Genomic DNA, 17,091 nt, shown 5'->3' on the forward strand with positions numbered 1-17,091 from the left:
TGGCAAAAATGACAAATGCATCAAAATCTTTTGGGAAACAGCAAGTTTTAGATGGAATCACTCTTCAATTAGCAGCAGGCACGATCCTCGGCTTGATTGGACCTAGTGGCGCAGGAAAATCGACAACGATCAAATGTTTACTAGGGATCGAAAAACTCGATCAAGGGGTCGTGGAAACCTTTGATACCCGGATGCCCAATCGTAAGATTTTAAATCGGATCGGCTATATGGGGCAAAGCGATGCACTTTACAACGAATTGACAGGTAAAGAAAATCTAGTCTTTTTCGGTCAATTAATGGGACTAGATACTAAAACACTAGCCGATGCTATCACTAAAAATAGTCAGTTAGTCGATTTGACAGCAGCTTTAGACAAACCGGTCAACCAATATTCTGGCGGAATGAAACGCAGACTTTCTTTAGCGATCACGCTTCTTGCCAATCCAGATCTATTGATCTTGGATGAACCCACTGTAGGAATCGATCCAAGTTTACGAGTCACGATCTGGCAACAATTGCGCGCCTTAGCCAATCAAGATAAAGGAATCATCGTGACGACGCACGTAATGGATGAAGCAGAAAAATGTGATGTGATCGGCTTGATCATCGAGGGGCATTTATTCGCTTATGGAACACCGGCTGCTTTAAAAGAACAATTTCACGCAACCAGTATCGAAGAAGTCTTTTTGAAAGCTGAGGTGCATCAACATGATTCGATTTAAAGCGATTTTACTACGTGTGATCAAAGAACTGATTAGAGACAAGCGGACTTTAGCGTTGATGATGATTGCTCCACTGATTATTTTGAGTTTGATGAATTTGGTGTTTAATTCTAATACAGACAATAAAGTAACGATTGGCGTGGATCAGACCGTCCCTTCTACCTTGATTGATCACTTGCCTAAAACGGATGTGACCGTCAAAACTTATGCTACACATTCAGATTACAAAGAAAAAATGCTTGAAGACCATTTAGATGCTTTCGTCACGCTAGATCAAACAGTTTTTCATATCGCGTATGAAAACACTGATCCAACCAATACGGCTAAAGTCAAAGCGATTTTCCAAAATCTCCTCATCTCAGATAAAGTAAATGAACTCAGTCTTGAAGTACAAAAACTGTCTAAACTAACCGGGCAAAAAGTGGCAACTAATGATTTTTCGATTGAAAACCAGTATGTTTATGGAAATGCTGATAGTACCTTTTTTGATAAGATCTTTCCAATTTTGATTGGCTTTTTCGTTTTCTTTTTTGTCTTTTTGATCTCAGGAATCGCTCTATTACGTGAACGTACGACAGGAACATTGGAGCGAGTACTTGCTACACCTATTAAACGTAGTGAATTGGTGATGGGCTATTTAGTCGGTTACGGCCTATTTGCTATTATCCAAACGCTGATCGTCGTTTTCTTTTCGATCTATATCCTCGATCTACATGTGTTAGGTAGTTTAGGTTGGGTAATCCTCACCAATATCTTGCTTGCATTGACGGCTTTATCGATCGGAATCTTTGTCTCGACCTTTGCTAATTCAGAGTTTCAGATGATCCAATTTATCCCAATCGTGGTCATTCCACAAATCTTCTTTTCAGGATTGATCCCTTTAGATAACTCGGCAACTTGGATCAAGATCGTCTCCTATATTTTTCCGTTAAGTTATGGTGGCGATGCATTAACTAGCGTTATGATCAAAGGACAAGGCTTTTCTACGATTTATCTTGACCTAATGATCTTATGTCTTTATATCATCGGCTTTACTTGTCTAAATATTATTGGACTTAAACGTTATCGAAAAGTCTAAAAAACTAGATGTTGAAAGGAATAGATCATGCTCAGTGTATCGCTTTTAAAAAACTATTTTCCAACCGCTAAACTCATCAATGAAGAATATCAAAATCAAGAGTACGAAGGGATACTCTTTCAAGATGATCAGTATTCCTACCGTAGTCGATTGGCGAAAAAAACTGAGAAGAAAGCAGGTTATTTTGTCGTTTTTTGGGAAAAAGATCCGACCAACAAAAATAGAGCCTATTCTTATGAACAGGCTCCAGATTTTACTTTAGTTTGGGTCGTCGACAATCAGCATCTCGGCTACTTTCGTTTTCCAAAACAGCTGTTAAAAGAAAAGAAGATTTTACGTGATTCTAGACAACCAGGAAAAATGGCGATACGTGTGTACCCTACTTGGAGCACTTCATTAAATCCAACGGCTCAACGCACACAACGCTGGCAATTGGATTATTTTGTTGGAGTAACGAATATCTAAACTAAGAGACGACTTTACTTTTGAAAGTCGTCTCTTTTTTGCTCTATCTATTCAACGGTCAATTGATCGATCGTATACGTATGTGTGGTTTCATGATTTTGATCATCTTTTGCTTTGAATGTAAGTTCGATTTTTGAAATATCATTGATTTCATGTGCTTCTTTGATTTTAAAGTGAATCATACCATCTTTATGTGCATCATGCGTTAAGACTTCATCGTCCCAGTAATCAAAGAAAAATTCAGCATCTACTTTTTTGCCATCTTTTAACACAAGCACTGCCTTGTCTGGCTTGATATGTTTATCTGAAGAATCTTCATTTTTTAATTGATAGTTCACTGTCATCAATTCTTTGTACGTATTGCCTTCTTTATCCGAAAATTTATCTACATTAACAAGTTTAACATGATCAATCGCTAAAGTGATGTGATCCCAATCAGAATTTTTAAAATCAGTACGATATGAAACGATCTCCTTGATTTTAGGGTCTTGTCCATGTGTGACTAGTTCTTTAAAATACCCTTCATCTTTTAATGATTCGGTTCCTGCCACGATAGTATCGCCTGATTGATTCGTAGTCACTGCTTCTGTCGCAGATTCTTGCACAATTTCAGCCTTTCGTTCAGTTTTATCGCCACAACCACCTAAAACGGCCATTGTGCCTATTAAAACAACTGGAAATAATAAAGTTGATTTTTTCATTCTATTGTCCTCCTAGTGTAAATGTTTTTTTGCTTCGTCAATATCTTCTTTTACTTTTGCATAATCAAATCGTTCTATATGTCCATGTAATTTATCCACAACCATGGTATTTAACAGTTCTACATCCTCTTCTTCCATATAGATCAGTAAAGAAATCTCATCATTTTTGATTGTTGCGGCAATGCGATCGAAAATCGTATTTAATTTTTTATTTTGAATATAATTTGTACTTACGCCAGCAAGATCACCTACGATCCAACCGCATAAGATCCCTAAAGGACCACCTAAAATTCCTACAATGATTCCAATCAAACCACCTGTAAATACTCGTTCTTCGCTTTGATAATCTAATTGATCTTTGACTACAAATTTTGTTCCGTCAAAGCTTTTCTTGATCAATGCTGCTTGTTTAATCGCTAACGTGTTACTCTTTGAAATTTGTTTTAATTGCGATAAAGCTTCATAGGCTTGTGCATTTTCTTTAAACGTTACGATCCCTACTTTTTTCATTAAACATTCTTCTTTCTTATTTTGATAGTGTGTACAGTTTATTCTTAGTTGATCAACTAAACTTAGTGTACTATTTTTCTCAAGTGCTACATGTAAAATCTTGTCGGATAATCAGTCAAAATTATTCAATCTAATGAATGCAAGTTTTGTTTATTGATCACACCACCGATTATCTTAGTAAATCCAAATAATAAAAAGTAATAACTGATTAAATTGGGCACACTGATGATAGATGTCGTGCTCGCAACAATCAAAATCAAACCAATCAAGCCACCAATCAAATCGACAATCAAGGCGACAACATAATACACAGTAGAAATACGCTTAGCAAGGTCCAACATAAAAAATGAGATCACAGCATCACTTACAAACCAAATACCAAACAAAATCGATAAAGACGTCAAGGATAAAGTAATATTCGTTACTAAAATCACTCCGACTAAAATATCGACAACACCTAAAATAATCGCAGAAGATTGCTTATGATGTGTACGTTTTGAGATTTTATCCTTATTCATGATCTCAAAAAACCCTTTGATCAATGAAAAGAGCCCCATTAACTGAATCGATTGTGTGATATTTTCATCCGTATATTTCATGGCTAAAATAGCCATGAAAATATACACAATCCCTGTCAAAACTTGGAGAAACCGATACGATTGAATAAATTTTTTCATTTCACTCATGTTGTTTTCCTACTTTCTGTTTTTTGACGTGCTTCTTGTTTATTTTTTTGGATTTGAGCATCCAGATCGGCTTTGGTTGTACGTTCTACAGCTAACAATTTTTGATTGTCATTTAGTGCAGAAACATCGCCTTTATAATGTTTTTGTAGAAGTTTCATTGAATAGCCGAGCAATAACGTAAAGACTACTGCTAATCCTAATAAAATACTGTAACTTTGAAGAACCAATGTCGAACTGATACCACTAGAAATAGCATTTCTAAAAGCATAAAGTGAATAACTCATCGGTAAATACGGATGGATCATCTGATAAAACTGACCTTGGACTTGAATTGGAAAAGTTCCCCCAGCTCCGCCTAGTTGTAGTACCAATAAAATCATCGCAGCAAAACGACCCGGATTATCAAATGTCATCGCTAAAAACATAACGATTGCCATGTAACACCATGCACTAACTAGTGCAGTAAAGTAAAACAGTCCTACATTGTAAATTGGCAAGCCAATCAAAATCATGATCGTAGCTTGGATCAAGGCCATCATCGTAGATGCTCCAAATCCAATCGATACTTTACTTAACCACCAAGACGTACTTGATTGTCCTTTGATGGCTACTTTTCGAATCGGGTAAATAAAGTTAAACAACATACACCCAACAAATAGTGCCAAGGACATGATATATGGTGCTAGTGCTTCACCATAATTTTTGACTTTACTATATTGATTATTTTTTAGACTCGTTGGATCGACAAAATGATCGATTTTTTTATCCGTCACTTTAATGGTTTTAGACTGATTGACCCCAGATTCTAAACCATCCGCTAATTCTTTAGCACCTGCTTGAAGCTTCGTGATTCCAGACATTAATGCTGGTGAGTTTTGATCCAATTCAGTTAAGCCTGATTGCAATTGTACGGCTCCGTTATCTAATTGGGTCACACCATTACTTAATGTCGGGATCTGACTTTTTAGTTCATCTAAACCATTCGTTAATTGCATGCTACCAGACGCCAATTGATCGACTCCAGCTAATCCTTTTGGCAGATCGACAGCGGCTTTACTTAACACACCACTCAATTGGTTCAATTGAGCTACGATCTCTTTGGCACTTTCAGAAGTTGGCACATTGCCTGTTGCATCTTGGATCTGTTGGATTCCCGACTCAGTCTGACTGATTGCTTGTGACATCACTTGCGTATTTTGAGACATCGCTTGCGTGATCTGACTGATTTCTCCAGATCCTTTTGAAAGTGCTACGGATGCTGCTGCAAGTTCGGTTAAATTATGTTGAATCTCGCCAACTTTATGATCTAAGTTCGTTTGGATAGTCGCTAAATTTGTATCGACAGTTTGTGTCAATGCAGCAATCAACGAAGACTTAGATGCCTCTGATAATTCTTGATTTTGTTGAATCAACGTTATAATCTTTTGGTTGATTGTTTGATTCACAGTTGAAATATCAGTGGATAGTGTTCCCAATTGATTGGAAATCGTTGCTGTTTGTGATTCGACTCCAGCAGCATCAACAGAAATTTTTTGCAATTCTGCTGTATTTGTAATCAATTCTTGTACTTGTTGTTTTGCATGTTCAAGTTGTATCGTGAGATTTTTTTGTGTTTCAGGATTGACTGTTGCTTCAAAATTTTGTAAGGCACTGGCAAATTCACCTGCTCCTATCGAAAGTTCATTTAATCCTGTATCGACTTGAGTAAGATGACTTTGTAAAGGAGACAACGCCTGATCCAAACTCGTCAAAGCCGAACTCAATTCTTTAGATCCATTATCTAACTGATTCACCCCACTAGATAGTGGACCCACACCTTGTTGAAGTTTTGTTAATCCAGCAGTCAATTCACCACTACCTGAAGCAGCTTGTGCGACTCCATTGGTATACTCTCCTAACCCGGATTCAAGTTGCCCAGAACCGGATGCTAACTGAGAAGAACCGGACGCCGCTTCGCCTAGTGCGCCAATCATTTTTTGAGCTGCTTGATCAAGTGCTTGAGTATACGCTTTAACGACTTGATTGCGTACTTGTATTTCAAGTTCAGTTGCTGCAACTTCAGAAATTTCACCAGCAATATAATTAAAGGAATCATTTGTTGTATACGTGATTTCCATTTTTTTAGGCTCATCTTTGATAATGCTCGCTGCAGAAGAAGAAAAATCTTTAGGGATTGTCACGATCGAATAATACTTCATGTTTTTCAATCCATTCTCAGCCTCTTTTTGACTCATAAATTTCCATTTGATGTCGTGATTCTTTTTTAAATTTTGAACTACTTGTTCACCGACATTTAGCTTTTGTCCCATCATTGTCACGGGTTCATCTTCATTGACGATGGCAACAGGAAGATTTTTCGTACTTTCAAATGGATCCCATAGTGATTTATCAAAAACTGAGGTGTAGATGATCGGGATAAACGTAATGGCGATAACTGAAATCAATAAGATTTTATTTTTAAACAAATTCTTCCATTCATTTTTAATCATGTTCATGAGAAGTAAGCTCCTTAGCTTGTTTTAAACTTTTTTTATTAGGGATCGAATAAAATTTATAGAATAAAAAGGGAATAGCGATCGTGAAGATAAAGCAGACTCCCAGCAGCATCAAATATAATTTCCCATCTTGTTTTGACATCGTAGACGGAACAATAAACGCAGTTCCGACAGCACTTACCGAAATAAACAAACCTAAACTGGCCACGATAAGTTTTACTCGTTTTCCACCAGGGACTTGATAATCACGTTTTAGATCAGAATGTTTGTTGACCACAGTGAAATAGGCGATAAAAAATAAAATATATGCACTAAGATAGATCAAAACAGTAAGAGAGATAGCGGTTTGAAACGCAATATTCCCTCCTGAACCACCTGATCCAAAAGTCAGTAATGCCGCCCAAGCCGTTACGATCATCGCTTGGATCATCAAAATCTTCACCGGTACTCCATTTTGATTTTTTTTCGCTAGATCGGCTGGTAATAATCCTTTTGTCGCTGCAAATTGCAAGCCTTCTGTTGGACTCACGATCCAAGAACTTACTTGTGCTACGATTCCAAATGAAATCAAGAAACCAATGATTTTTACAGGCCATGAGATATGATCTGGTGAAATCAACTGTGTTACCGTATCCATGACGCCTTGATTTGAAGAGATCTTTCCATTTAATACCATCGACACTACGCTTCCACCAATCGTACTCATCACGATCCCAACCAAAACTAAAATCAATAATAATTTAGGATAATCTTTTTTAGGATTTTGTAATTCGGAAATATGTGTAGCTGACGCTTCTACTCCCATATAGGCCAATACGAAGGAAGTCAACGCTGCAAAATCTTTTCCTTTTGGTACAAAATCGGAATGACGAAAGGCATGAGAAATCGCATGTCCATCCGTGAAATAGTGGATAGATAAAAGAAACATCAAAATTACAGGTACGACAATTCCAATCGAAAAACCATATTTAGCCAATCGGGCGGTTGTTTCGGTTCCTTTTAATTGCAATAAAGTTAGGATCCAAAAAATTCCCACAACAGCTAAAAATTTAAATGTAGGATCATTATTGATTGCTGGTATTTCCAAGACATAAGACAGTGTACCTACAATAAAATAAATCATGGTGACAAACCCTACTGTAATTTGAAACCACTGAAAAAAAAGAGCCGCAAAGCCGAATTTTTCTCCTAATGGTTTCCCGACCCAGCTGTAGATTCCACCTTCTTGATACCCATCGATCGTAGCCAACTCAGCTGAACACAGAGACACCGGTAAAAACCAACACAGGCCACATAATAACAAGAAAAAAATCAGTGCTTTCCCCGAAGTAGCAAATGTCGGATACTCATATACCGTGATAAATAGTGACGCGGTCATTGCAAAAAATGCAAATTTGGACATACTTGTTTTTGCTTTCTTTTCCATTTTAATTCCTCCAACTATCATTTATTCTATAGCTATCATAAAGGATAGCCCGGTACGAAAAATTTCCATTTCTGTCCGATAGTTCGACAAAAAAAAACGAAAGAATCTAAGATTCTTTCGTTTTTTGGTTAGAAGGTTTTAAAAATAGGCGTTTTACTAATGGGAAACTCCACTACTTGATCAGATGCTAATAATTGATCATGTAACTGCACACAGCTGATTTCATTCGTATTGTAATCTTGATAATAAAATGTACTCGTTTCATTACACATAACACTAATATATTGAGAATAATCATCTGTTTGGTCGCTCTTTTGGACGATCCCTTTTGGAATTTTGACTGTACTCAAGATTTCAAAGGCATTATGCACCCCTTCTGTTTCAGTTTTAGCGGCTTCGATATGTTCTTTAAAGAAAGCTGCTCGAACAAAACGTTCAGGTGGTGTATAGCCTCCAGGTAAGCCAGATGTTCCAGTCCCTTGAGAAAAAGGATCTGCTGTAAATGTTCCAAAGGTTGTCGATGCAAATTGCATGGGTTGTGTATTTAAATAGTTGCGTAAGTTTTCAATATGCCATTCTAATTTTGGTGTATTCGTCATCACACCAACTGGATTTTGTTTGAACTGCAACGGTTCAGTTAAAGACGTTGGCTCGATTACGACACACGCTCCTGTTTTATCTGTAATGATCCAATGTAACGGCGTCACAAACCCTAAAACTGGTACAGGAATATCGATCAATCGAATGGCTGCCAAGCGCTGCGCTACGTCGTCAACTGAGCGACAGTTTCCCAGTAACCATAAAATAAATTCATGAGGAGCAAGATTTAATTGTTCAGCTAACGGATCTTCATGATAGACAGCTTCTCCAGGTAGATAAAGTTCGGCTACAGCTAGCCCCATTTCATTTACGCCATCTGCAACAAAATAAGCGCCTCCTAAATTTTTTCCTGTTCCAATAAAGCCATACTTATTTTCTATTGTTTGCGTTGCAGCAGCAAGATTCCATGTATACTTTCTGGGAATAAATACCGGTTGTGATGCTAATGGATACGAAAAATCCATCGTTCTAGCTAACATATGTTTTTGATCTGTAGTTGTTGTATAAATACTTGTACACATTTTTCTCCACTCCTTTTAATGGGTAAATCCTTGACTGTGAGGCGCTTCATTGGCATGCATCGACACATTGGCTTTATCTAATTCACCGATTGCGGTACGGATATCTTCAATCAAAGCATCTGCCATATTCATTCCAAAATCACCGCGACAAACAAATCGTTGAATCTCAATATTGTCTAGATCTTCAGGTAACGGATACGCAGGTACTTGCCAACCTTTCATTTGCAAGCGATCAGCTAAATCATAAAGATTCCACTTCACATCTACATTATCTTTTAAACGGTAACAAACGATCGGTAAGTTTTCACCATCATTATAAATCTCAAAAATACCAAAACTTTCAATTGCCTTCGCGATCTTCATCGCTACTTTTTGCGTGCGTAAATGAATCGCACGGTATCCTTCAAATCCATAACGATAGAAATTGTAGTATTGCCCTAAAATTTGGCTTGCACTACGTGAAAAGTTGATCGCCATCGTTGGCATTTCGCCACCTAGATAGCTAACATTGAAAATCAATTCTTCTGGTAAGAAATGACGGTCACGCCATAAAATCCAACCAACACCAGGATAGACTAATCCATATTTATGACCAGATGTATTGATCGACACGACATTTTTTAAACGAAAATCCCACTCTAAGTCTGGAAATACAAAGGGCGCAAACATTGCACCACTAGCACCATCGACATGGATACCTAATTCACGACCTGTTTCTTGATTAAAAGCTTCCACTTTGTCATTCAATGCTTTGATATCATCATATTTTCCAGTGTAAGTAATCCCTAAGATCCCAACGATTCCAATCGTATACTCATCGACATAGTCCATGACTCTATCGACATCGATACTCATGTGTGTGTCATCCATTGGCACGGTTCGCATCTCAATATCCCAGTACACACAAAATTTTTCCCAACATACTTGATAACCTGATGAAATAATCAAATTTGGTTTTTGTTTGTTTAGATCGATTCCACGTGCTTCTGCTTCTTTGCGCCATTTGAATTTCATTGCCATGCCACCAAGCATACATGCTTCACTTGACCCCACTGTAGAGGTTCCAATCATTTTTTTTGAATCTGGAACGTTCCAAAGATCCCCAATAATATTGACACAAGCTTCTTCGATTGCGGCTGTGCTTGGATATTCCGATTTGTCGATCGCATTTTTTTCAAATGTTTCTGCCATCAATTTTTGAGCTTCTGGTTCCATATAGGTTTGGCAAAAAGTCGCCATATTTTGTCTAGCATTTCCTTCGTCGATCAGTTGATCTTTGACTAAACGATAGGCTAATGTCGCATCGACTGGATGTTGACGTAACTTATGCAAAATGACGTTCTCACTGGCTTCTGTTGACCCAAAAATAGGTTGGTACGTGTTTTCTTGATTCATGTAAAAAAACTCCTTTTTTATTTGTGTGATTTACAAGATTTATCATAACTGCTGACAAGCCTATAAATTTGATGAAAGTTGTCTGATTTTACGACAAAATCTTATCGATGCTAGTTCAACAAATAGATTTCCTAGAGTTTTTGCATAATACTTTCTCAACTGTCAGAACAAATAAAAAGAGCCAAGCTACTTATTTTAGAATCAATAAATATCCTATTCACACCCTATAGGATGTGCGATTTGCTTATCAATGAATGAAGTTTATATTCATTGTTCCTAAGTTAAAAATAGTTGACTCAGTAAGTTAGTTTTTGTAGTCAAAAAAAAAATTCCAACTAGCTTAAATCAAGCTGCTTGGAATTTTTTCTTATATTTAATTAATTTCTAGATCGGTTACCCATTCGTTTACGGGACGACGTTTTCTAGGTCTGGTAGCAAGTGAAGGATCTTTATACCCGACACGATAGTTGGCTACTAAGATACTTCCTTGTGGAAATCCTAATCTTTGAGTAAAGGTTTCATTTAGCACAAATGGTGAAGAAGCCCAGAATCCAACTAAATCATGTGCGTCTAGTAGTAAAGAAAAGTTTTGAATCAAGGCTGCTGTTGCTTGAGAAGCATCACTATTTAATCGTTCACTAGTCGGTACCTGTTTATAGGCAAATAACACTGTGGCTGGGGCTTTTTTGATCAATCGATCTACTTTCACTGTAAACTTCTGTTCTGTTTCCTCATCGTGGATGATCCCTTCTTCTTTATAGAAGGCAATAATGAGTGAATAAAGAAATTCTTTTTCCTCATCTGTCGTAATAATTTTGGCATACCAAGGTTCTTCTTTATGATACGGAGCATGACTGGCTTGCTCTAATAATTCAAGTAATCGTTTTTTCTCAACAGGATTGTCTAAGCTCTTTTTGGAAGTTCGTCGTTCAACGATAGCATCTTTGACTAGTTTCAACTGCACCTCTCCTTTTTAAGTTAATGTTTGATTCCACTATAAGTACATATACAGCTTATAAGTATATTTAGTATAGAAATCATATCATTTTTCACAATCTTTAGATAGTTCCTTACTCACCAGTTCACTCCACTCGCTTCTCAATCCACTCAATAATATACTCATCCACTTCTTTTTCATCTTCTAATAAGATCTCATGTCGAAGCGTTGGAAATAATTTCAACGTGATATCATGGAATCCTTTTTTCGTTAATTCTGCTGCGATTTTTTTAGGACCTTTACCAAAATCACCGACTGGATCTTCTTGTCCACTGACAATCAACATCGGTAACGTCCTTGGTAAAGCATCCATCCAATTTTTTTGATTAGCAGATTCAATCAGAGAAAATAGAGTCGCAAAGCCATTAAAGGTAAACGTAAAGCCAAGCTTAGGATCTGCTTCGTAACGTGTGATATTTTCAGGATTTTTCGATAACCAACTAAATGAACTTGCTTCAGGAAATGGTTTACTAAAAGAGCCAAATGCTAGATTATTGATCCATTCAGCTGGCTTTTTAGGATTGGTTTTAGCTAAGCGATTAACGAAAGGTTTTCCTAGTGCTAATGCTGCAGGTCTAGTCCCAGTCCCCATGATGATCGCCCCTTGAATCTGTACTGGATAGCGTTGCAAGTAGGTGCGTAGGGCAAATGATCCCATGCTATGGCCCATCATGAAATAAGGTAGATCAGGATATTTTTTCTGTGTCCATTGTTTGACTTGATCGATATCTTCTAACATCAGATATGCCCCGTCATCGCCAAAATACCCATATATCGGTTCGTTAGGATCTACCGATTCTCCATGACCTAGATGATCGTGTCCGATGACAACAAAGCCTGAATCCGTCAGCCGTTTCGCAAATTCATGATAACGCTCGATGTATTCTGTCATACCGTGAATCAGTTGCACCACACCGATTGGTTTTGTTTTTGTCGTCCAAAAACATACGTGTAACGGCGTTTGGCCATCTGCAGATGTAAAGGTTAAATGTTCCATAGTTCTCCTCCTTTTGATCCTTATTTATCTTTTATTTTTATTAATGTAGCAAACACTTGAACCACTTCCAAAGGTTAATTGTGGCAACGAACGTTTATAAACAGCTAATTTCTTTAAGGTTTCCTCTCTAGACGATAACGCTTGAAACGCATAGCGCGTTAAACCATTGCTTTGTTTTTCTGACTCACTGTACTCTTTAGATACTTCATAAGCTGCAACGACTGCATTATCTGCTCCAGTATTGATCGCCAAAATATAGCGAATCTTGTCGATTTTATCTTTTCCAATCACCCAATTTCCTAATGTTCTTGATTTCAAGTTCATATCGTCTCGTGATCCGGCATAAATAGAATATTCTTTCGACTCATCTTTACTCAGTTGAAAAGCATCTTTGACTTTGACAGCTAAAATCAATTCATCCGTTGCGATTTCTTTAAGATCTAACGGCTGATACCCAAATTGTTCTTCTAACTCCTCTACAAGCATCGCACGTGTTCCGTGACCATTGACTATATTCGTCAATTCGATTCCTTGAACCAATTTAATATAATTGATCAACGCATTCTCACTAGCAAAAGCTTGTGCTTGCGTTAGTCCATAACTCACGATATACGATGAGACCGTAAGATCAGCAGCTAATATCTCGTTGATCGTCTGGATTTTTAACGTTTGTTTTGTTTCTTCATCATCTAGTGCATCCATTTCTTTTAAGCGCGTTAGTGCCGCTTGTTTATGCGCAAAAACGCGATTGCCTTTTCCTTTGCCAATATAAAAAGGCTGATTGGTTCGTGGATCCACAAGTAAATAGACATAGTACTCTTGCCCCTTTACTTCCGCCAGCATAGCCCGTGTAGAATGCGAAAATTGCTCGATCATACTTGGAACTCCTTTCTGATTTATCCTTATACCTATAGTATACCTAAATCACAAAAAACGATCAGCTTTTCACTGATCGTTTTTTTACATATACTATTATGTTACATTTATTTTTTTGGTATCGTTGTTTTTCTTTTTAATCGAATGTATTTATCAAATTCCGTAATCAGTAAAATCACAATCCCTGAAACAATCGAAATCATCCAGCCCAATACTGAAAGATCTTCAGTATAAAAAATCGTTTGCATGAAAGGTACATACGTCAAGATCAACTGTAAAATGATCATGATCCCGATGATCCAAAAGGCTTTTGGATTGGTAAAAAAGCTTTTTGAAAAAGCAGGAGCCGTCGTTCGAATATTAAACAAGTAAAAGATCTTACTTAAGACGACGATATTGATCATCATCGTACTCGCGACTGCTTGGCTAACCCCTTGATCAAGTAGCCATTCATACGAACCTAAACTGATCAAGGCCATAATGATAGAGACATAAGCCATTTGCCAAATATCATGACCATTTAATAGATGACTTCCTGTTTTTCGAGGGGAACGATTCATCAAGTTTTTTTCTGCAGGTTCAAAAATAAACGCAAATTGGATCGTGATCGCAGACACCATATTGATCCATAATAATTGTGTTGGCTGCAGCGGCATGTCACGTTGCAATAGGATCGTAAACGCGATGATCAAGCCTTCTGCAAATGATGTAGGCAACAAGAACAGAATACTTTTCTTGATATTGTCATAGATACGACGTCCTTCTTTGATGGCAACTGAGATTGTGCCAAAGTTATCATCAGTCAAAATCATATCCGCTGAATCTTTAGCTACATCAGTCCCTTTGATCCCCATCGCGATCCCGATATCGGCACGTTTTAAAGCCGGAGCATCATTGACCCCGTCTCCTGTCATCGCCGTTACTTTTCCATTTTCTTGCAAGGCTTTCACGATATCCGTTTTATTTTGCGGTGTCGTTCTGGCAAATACTTGATTGTCTAATACCGCTTGACGAAATTCTGCTTCATTCATCTCATCTAATTGCGCACCTGTTGTGACATGGATCTTATCTGCTAAACCAAGTTGTTCCCCGATCGCTTTAGCAGTCAATGGATGGTCACCAGTAATCATTTTAACTTCGACACCCGCATGTTTCATCTCTTTAAGTGCTTGAATGACTTCTTCTTGTGGCGGATCGATAATGCCAGCAAGACCAACTAAAGTGATCCCTTCTTCAAAGATATCATGGGTAATTTCTTCTAAATCGTTTGGCACTTTCATATATCCAACTGCAACGACGCGTTTTCCTTCTTTCGACAATACCGTCACATGATCTGACCAATACGTCAAATCAAAATCTGGATCAGCTGCTTGCGCCATTGGCAATAATTTATCTGGAGAACCTTTGATAAAGATAAAACGTTCCTGCTGCGGATTTTCAACTAATTTTGCGATATAACGATAATCTGAGTCAAAAGGTAGCATATCGATTTCTTCATAGTCTGGAACACTTGGATAATCATGTTGCTTATAATAGAGCGTCAAAAAGGAGCCATCTGTTGGTTCTCCATTGATCGTCCACTTATTCTCTTCTTTGACTAAGACCGTGTCATTGGCTTCAAATCCAATTTCCATGAATAAACGCAACAGGTCATCTGAGGCCACGACTTGTTTTTTTCGATCAAGTACTTCCCCTTTTGGTTCATATCCATCTCCTGTAACATCTAGATGTCGCGTTGGCAAAATCAGATCTTTGATCGTCATTTCATTTTTAGTCAGTGTTCCGGTTTTATCCGTTGCCACGACATCGACTGAACCGAGTGTCTCAACAGCAGGCAGAGTTTTGACGATCGTGTGTTTGTTTTTGGCCATATCGTTTACACCCATCGCTAAAACGACTGATGTTGTGGCAGGCAACCCTTCTGGAATCGATCCTACGATCATCGTGACGACAGCTAATGATAGGACAGACAATGAATATGTTTTTAAAAATATACTCAAAATAAACAACAAGACTGCTACCGCCATAATGACATACGTAATGCCTTTACCTAAGCCATCAATTTCTTTCATTAACGGTGTTTTTCGCGTCTGCGTTTGACTAACTTCTGTTGAAATTTTCCCAATCTCGGTTTGCGTACCAACTGCACTGACGATTCCGATCCCACTACCTGAAGTAACAGATGTCGAAGCATACGCCATATTGTTGCGTTCTGCTAAGGGTGTTTGACTGGCTTTGATCGTCTCGATTTCTTTTTCTACTGAGTCGGCTTCTCCTGTCAGAGACGACTCTTGGATTCTTAAATTATCAGCTTCTATAATACGCAAGTCAGCAGGAACATTATCACCTGCTTCTAAAAAGACGACATCACCTACAACAAGTTCCTCTGTCGGAATATCGATCCGCATTCCCTCACGATAAACCGTCGCTTCAGACGATAGTAATTGTTTGATTTTTTCTAGAGCATTCGATGCACTCGCCTCTTGATAATAGCCGATCAACGCATTGATGATCACGACTAAAAAAATAATGATCGCATCGGATCTATGCCCCATCAATAAGGTTAAAAAGGCAGCGAACAATAAAATATAGATGATCATATTATTAAATTGTCGCGCCAATAATTTCCACTTTGGTGTTGTCTGCGATTGTAACCTATTACGTCCATATTCTTCCCGATTGTTTAAAACTTGTTTTTCATTTAGTCCTTCTTCTAATTCTTTGATTTGATACTTTGCCTGTACTTCTTCTATTGGCAATTGATAATCTGGTTTCATTTTCTCCACTATTGATCTTTACTCCTTTTTATTTCATAGCTTGACTTTTAGATATGCAAAAATAAGCCCTATCAAAAAGGTATCCTTTCCTTTCCAATATGCGCTTTTCTCATCATCGCTATTCAATTAAAAAGTAGAGCCTATTTGTCTTCTGCTCACTGTCTTCCGAGTCACTTGTCATGATAAAACCACCCCCTGATAAAATATGTTGTACCATCAATCTTAGCAAAGAGTTCCCTAAAAGGCAATTTTTTTAGTAAGCGGTTTAACTAAACCTTAAAAATAAAACACTCGACCACGTACTAACGTGATCGAGTAGTGAATACTGATTATGATGGTGATTGCGAAACGCTAAAAAACTTTTTCACATTGGATAAATGAAACCGAACTTGTGGACGAACTAGATAAAAAAATAATGGTAAAGCCACAATGATCGTACGAATCCAGTAGAATGCGTAAGACGAATAAAAATGTCCTACTGGATAATTATGTGTTAAATAAGTAGATAACCCTAAACAAATCAGTGAATTGATAATAATGATCCATAACGGAAATGTGATATGAACACGATCTTTATTTTTGATCAATTTACTTCTATGTATGTACCTTGTCATTGGAAACGAAACAATATTTTTTACCAAAAAGACTAAAATAAAACTAAATGGATAGATGATCAATACTTTTTTTGCCGGATAATTGGCTAGGCCGTAATTCCAGATCATATTGTAATTCATCAAGATAAAGACCATCAAAGCCATCGTAATATTGCCTTCAAGATTATTGTTTTTTATAAAATTTTTAAACACGTGAGACCTTCTTTCAACTTAAAATTTATGCACAGAAGT

General features: G+C 37.4%; 15 protein-coding genes. 3 read left to right on the plus strand and 12 right to left on the minus strand.

Annotated elements, in window-relative coordinates; genetic code table 11:
• Positions 1-8: 8 nt before the first annotated feature.
• From I573_RS02665 to I573_RS02675, 3 genes are read left to right on the plus strand one after another with little or no spacing between them, the layout of a single operon-like run.
• A complete protein-coding gene (locus I573_RS02665) occupies positions 9-722 on the plus strand; it encodes an ABC transporter ATP-binding protein (protein ID WP_211213391.1) in 714 nt (237 codons plus the stop codon).
• Complete coding sequence (locus I573_RS02670; protein ID WP_016185036.1) at positions 709-1,800, plus strand: ABC transporter permease; 1,092 nt, start codon at positions 709-711, stop codon at positions 1,798-1,800. The genes I573_RS02665 and I573_RS02670 overlap by 14 nt, the downstream gene beginning before the upstream one ends.
• A 27-nt stretch (positions 1,801-1,827) precedes the next feature.
• On the plus strand, positions 1,828-2,265 hold the full coding sequence (locus I573_RS02675; protein ID WP_016185037.1) for a MepB family protein: 438 nt from the start codon (positions 1,828-1,830) through the stop codon (positions 2,263-2,265).
• A 47-nt stretch (positions 2,266-2,312) separates the two neighbouring features.
• On the opposite strand, the gene I573_RS02680 is transcribed toward I573_RS02675, so the two are convergent.
• From I573_RS02680 to I573_RS02735, 12 genes are all read right to left on the minus strand, one after another.
• Positions 2,313-2,966, minus strand: a complete 654-nt coding sequence (locus tag I573_RS02680; protein WP_016185038.1) for a hypothetical protein — start codon at positions 2,964-2,966, stop codon at positions 2,313-2,315.
• 12 nt (positions 2,967-2,978) lie between these two features.
• Entirely contained in the window at positions 2,979-3,476 is a 498-nt protein-coding gene (locus I573_RS02685; RefSeq protein WP_016185039.1) for a hypothetical protein, read from the minus strand.
• A gap of 125 nt (positions 3,477-3,601) precedes the next feature.
• Complete coding sequence (locus I573_RS02690) at positions 3,602-4,162, minus strand: DUF308 domain-containing protein (RefSeq protein WP_016185040.1); 561 nt, start codon at positions 4,160-4,162, stop codon at positions 3,602-3,604.
• Positions 4,159-6,657 (minus strand): YhgE/Pip domain-containing protein, encoded by a 2,499-nt coding sequence (locus I573_RS02695; protein ID WP_016185041.1) that lies wholly within the window; start codon positions 6,655-6,657, stop codon positions 4,159-4,161. Before I573_RS02695 ends, I573_RS02690 begins: the two co-directional genes overlap by 4 nt.
• Positions 6,644-8,083, minus strand: a complete 1,440-nt coding sequence (locus I573_RS02700; protein ID WP_016185042.1) for an amino acid permease — start codon at positions 8,081-8,083, stop codon at positions 6,644-6,646. The genes I573_RS02695 and I573_RS02700 overlap by 14 nt, the downstream gene beginning before the upstream one ends.
• A gap of 128 nt (positions 8,084-8,211) precedes the next feature.
• Complete coding sequence (locus I573_RS02705) at positions 8,212-9,204, minus strand: choloylglycine hydrolase family protein (protein WP_016185043.1); 993 nt, start codon at positions 9,202-9,204, stop codon at positions 8,212-8,214.
• Between the two features lie 15 nt (positions 9,205-9,219).
• Positions 9,220-10,599, minus strand: a complete 1,380-nt coding sequence (gene gad, locus I573_RS02710; protein WP_016185044.1) for a glutamate decarboxylase — start codon at positions 10,597-10,599, stop codon at positions 9,220-9,222.
• Positions 10,600-10,972: 373 nt separating this feature from the next.
• Positions 10,973-11,563: a nitroreductase family protein gene (locus I573_RS02715; RefSeq protein ID WP_425387038.1), complete on the minus strand. Its 591-nt coding sequence runs from the start codon at positions 11,561-11,563 to the stop codon at positions 10,973-10,975.
• A gap of 118 nt (positions 11,564-11,681) precedes the next feature.
• Complete coding sequence (locus I573_RS02720) at positions 11,682-12,593, minus strand: alpha/beta fold hydrolase (RefSeq protein ID WP_016185046.1); 912 nt, start codon at positions 12,591-12,593, stop codon at positions 11,682-11,684.
• 24 nt (positions 12,594-12,617) lie between these two features.
• Entirely contained in the window at positions 12,618-13,469 is an 852-nt protein-coding gene (locus I573_RS02725) for an LEM-3-like GIY-YIG domain-containing protein (protein WP_016185047.1), read from the minus strand.
• Between the two features lie 107 nt (positions 13,470-13,576).
• Positions 13,577-16,246: an HAD-IC family P-type ATPase gene (locus tag I573_RS02730; protein ID WP_211213392.1), complete on the minus strand. Its 2,670-nt coding sequence runs from the start codon at positions 16,244-16,246 to the stop codon at positions 13,577-13,579.
• A gap of 329 nt (positions 16,247-16,575) precedes the next feature.
• Positions 16,576-17,052 carry a hypothetical protein gene (locus tag I573_RS02735; RefSeq protein WP_016185049.1) on the minus strand — a complete coding sequence of 159 codons (477 nt, stop codon included), beginning with the start codon at positions 17,050-17,052 and terminating at the stop codon, positions 16,576-16,578.
• Positions 17,053-17,091 lie beyond the last annotated feature (39 nt).

Origin of the sequence: Enterococcus sulfureus ATCC 49903 (genome assembly GCF_000407605.1) — a bacterium.
Classification (GTDB): domain Bacteria; phylum Bacillota; class Bacilli; order Lactobacillales; family Enterococcaceae; genus Enterococcus_G; species Enterococcus_G sulfureus.

Coding starts and splice junctions, on each gene's coding strand:
- I573_RS02665 (WP_211213391.1), top strand. CDS start 9: ATGACAAATGCATCAAAATCTTTTGGGAAACAGCAAGTTTTAGATGGA.
- I573_RS02670 (WP_016185036.1), top strand. CDS start 709: ATGATTCGATTTAAAGCGATTTTACTACGTGTGATCAAAGAACTGATT.
- I573_RS02675 (WP_016185037.1), top strand. CDS start 1,828: ATGCTCAGTGTATCGCTTTTAAAAAACTATTTTCCAACCGCTAAACTC.
- I573_RS02680 (WP_016185038.1), bottom strand. CDS start 2,966: ATGAAAAAATCAACTTTATTATTTCCAGTTGTTTTAATAGGCACAATG.
- I573_RS02685 (WP_016185039.1), bottom strand. CDS start 3,476: ATGAAAAAAGTAGGGATCGTAACGTTTAAAGAAAATGCACAAGCCTAT.
- I573_RS02690 (WP_016185040.1), bottom strand. CDS start 4,162: ATGAGTGAAATGAAAAAATTTATTCAATCGTATCGGTTTCTCCAAGTT.
- I573_RS02695 (WP_016185041.1), bottom strand. CDS start 6,657: ATGAACATGATTAAAAATGAATGGAAGAATTTGTTTAAAAATAAAATC.
- I573_RS02700 (WP_016185042.1), bottom strand. CDS start 8,083: ATGGAAAAGAAAGCAAAAACAAGTATGTCCAAATTTGCATTTTTTGCA.
- I573_RS02705 (WP_016185043.1), bottom strand. CDS start 9,204: ATGTGTACAAGTATTTATACAACAACTACAGATCAAAAACATATGTTA.
- gad (WP_016185044.1), bottom strand. CDS start 10,599: ATGAATCAAGAAAACACGTACCAACCTATTTTTGGGTCAACAGAAGCC.
- I573_RS02720 (WP_016185046.1), bottom strand. CDS start 12,593: ATGGAACATTTAACCTTTACATCTGCAGATGGCCAAACGCCGTTACAC.
- I573_RS02725 (WP_016185047.1), bottom strand. CDS start 13,469: ATGATCGAGCAATTTTCGCATTCTACACGGGCTATGCTGGCGGAAGTA.
- I573_RS02730 (WP_211213392.1), bottom strand. CDS start 16,246: ATGAAACCAGATTATCAATTGCCAATAGAAGAAGTACAGGCAAAGTAT.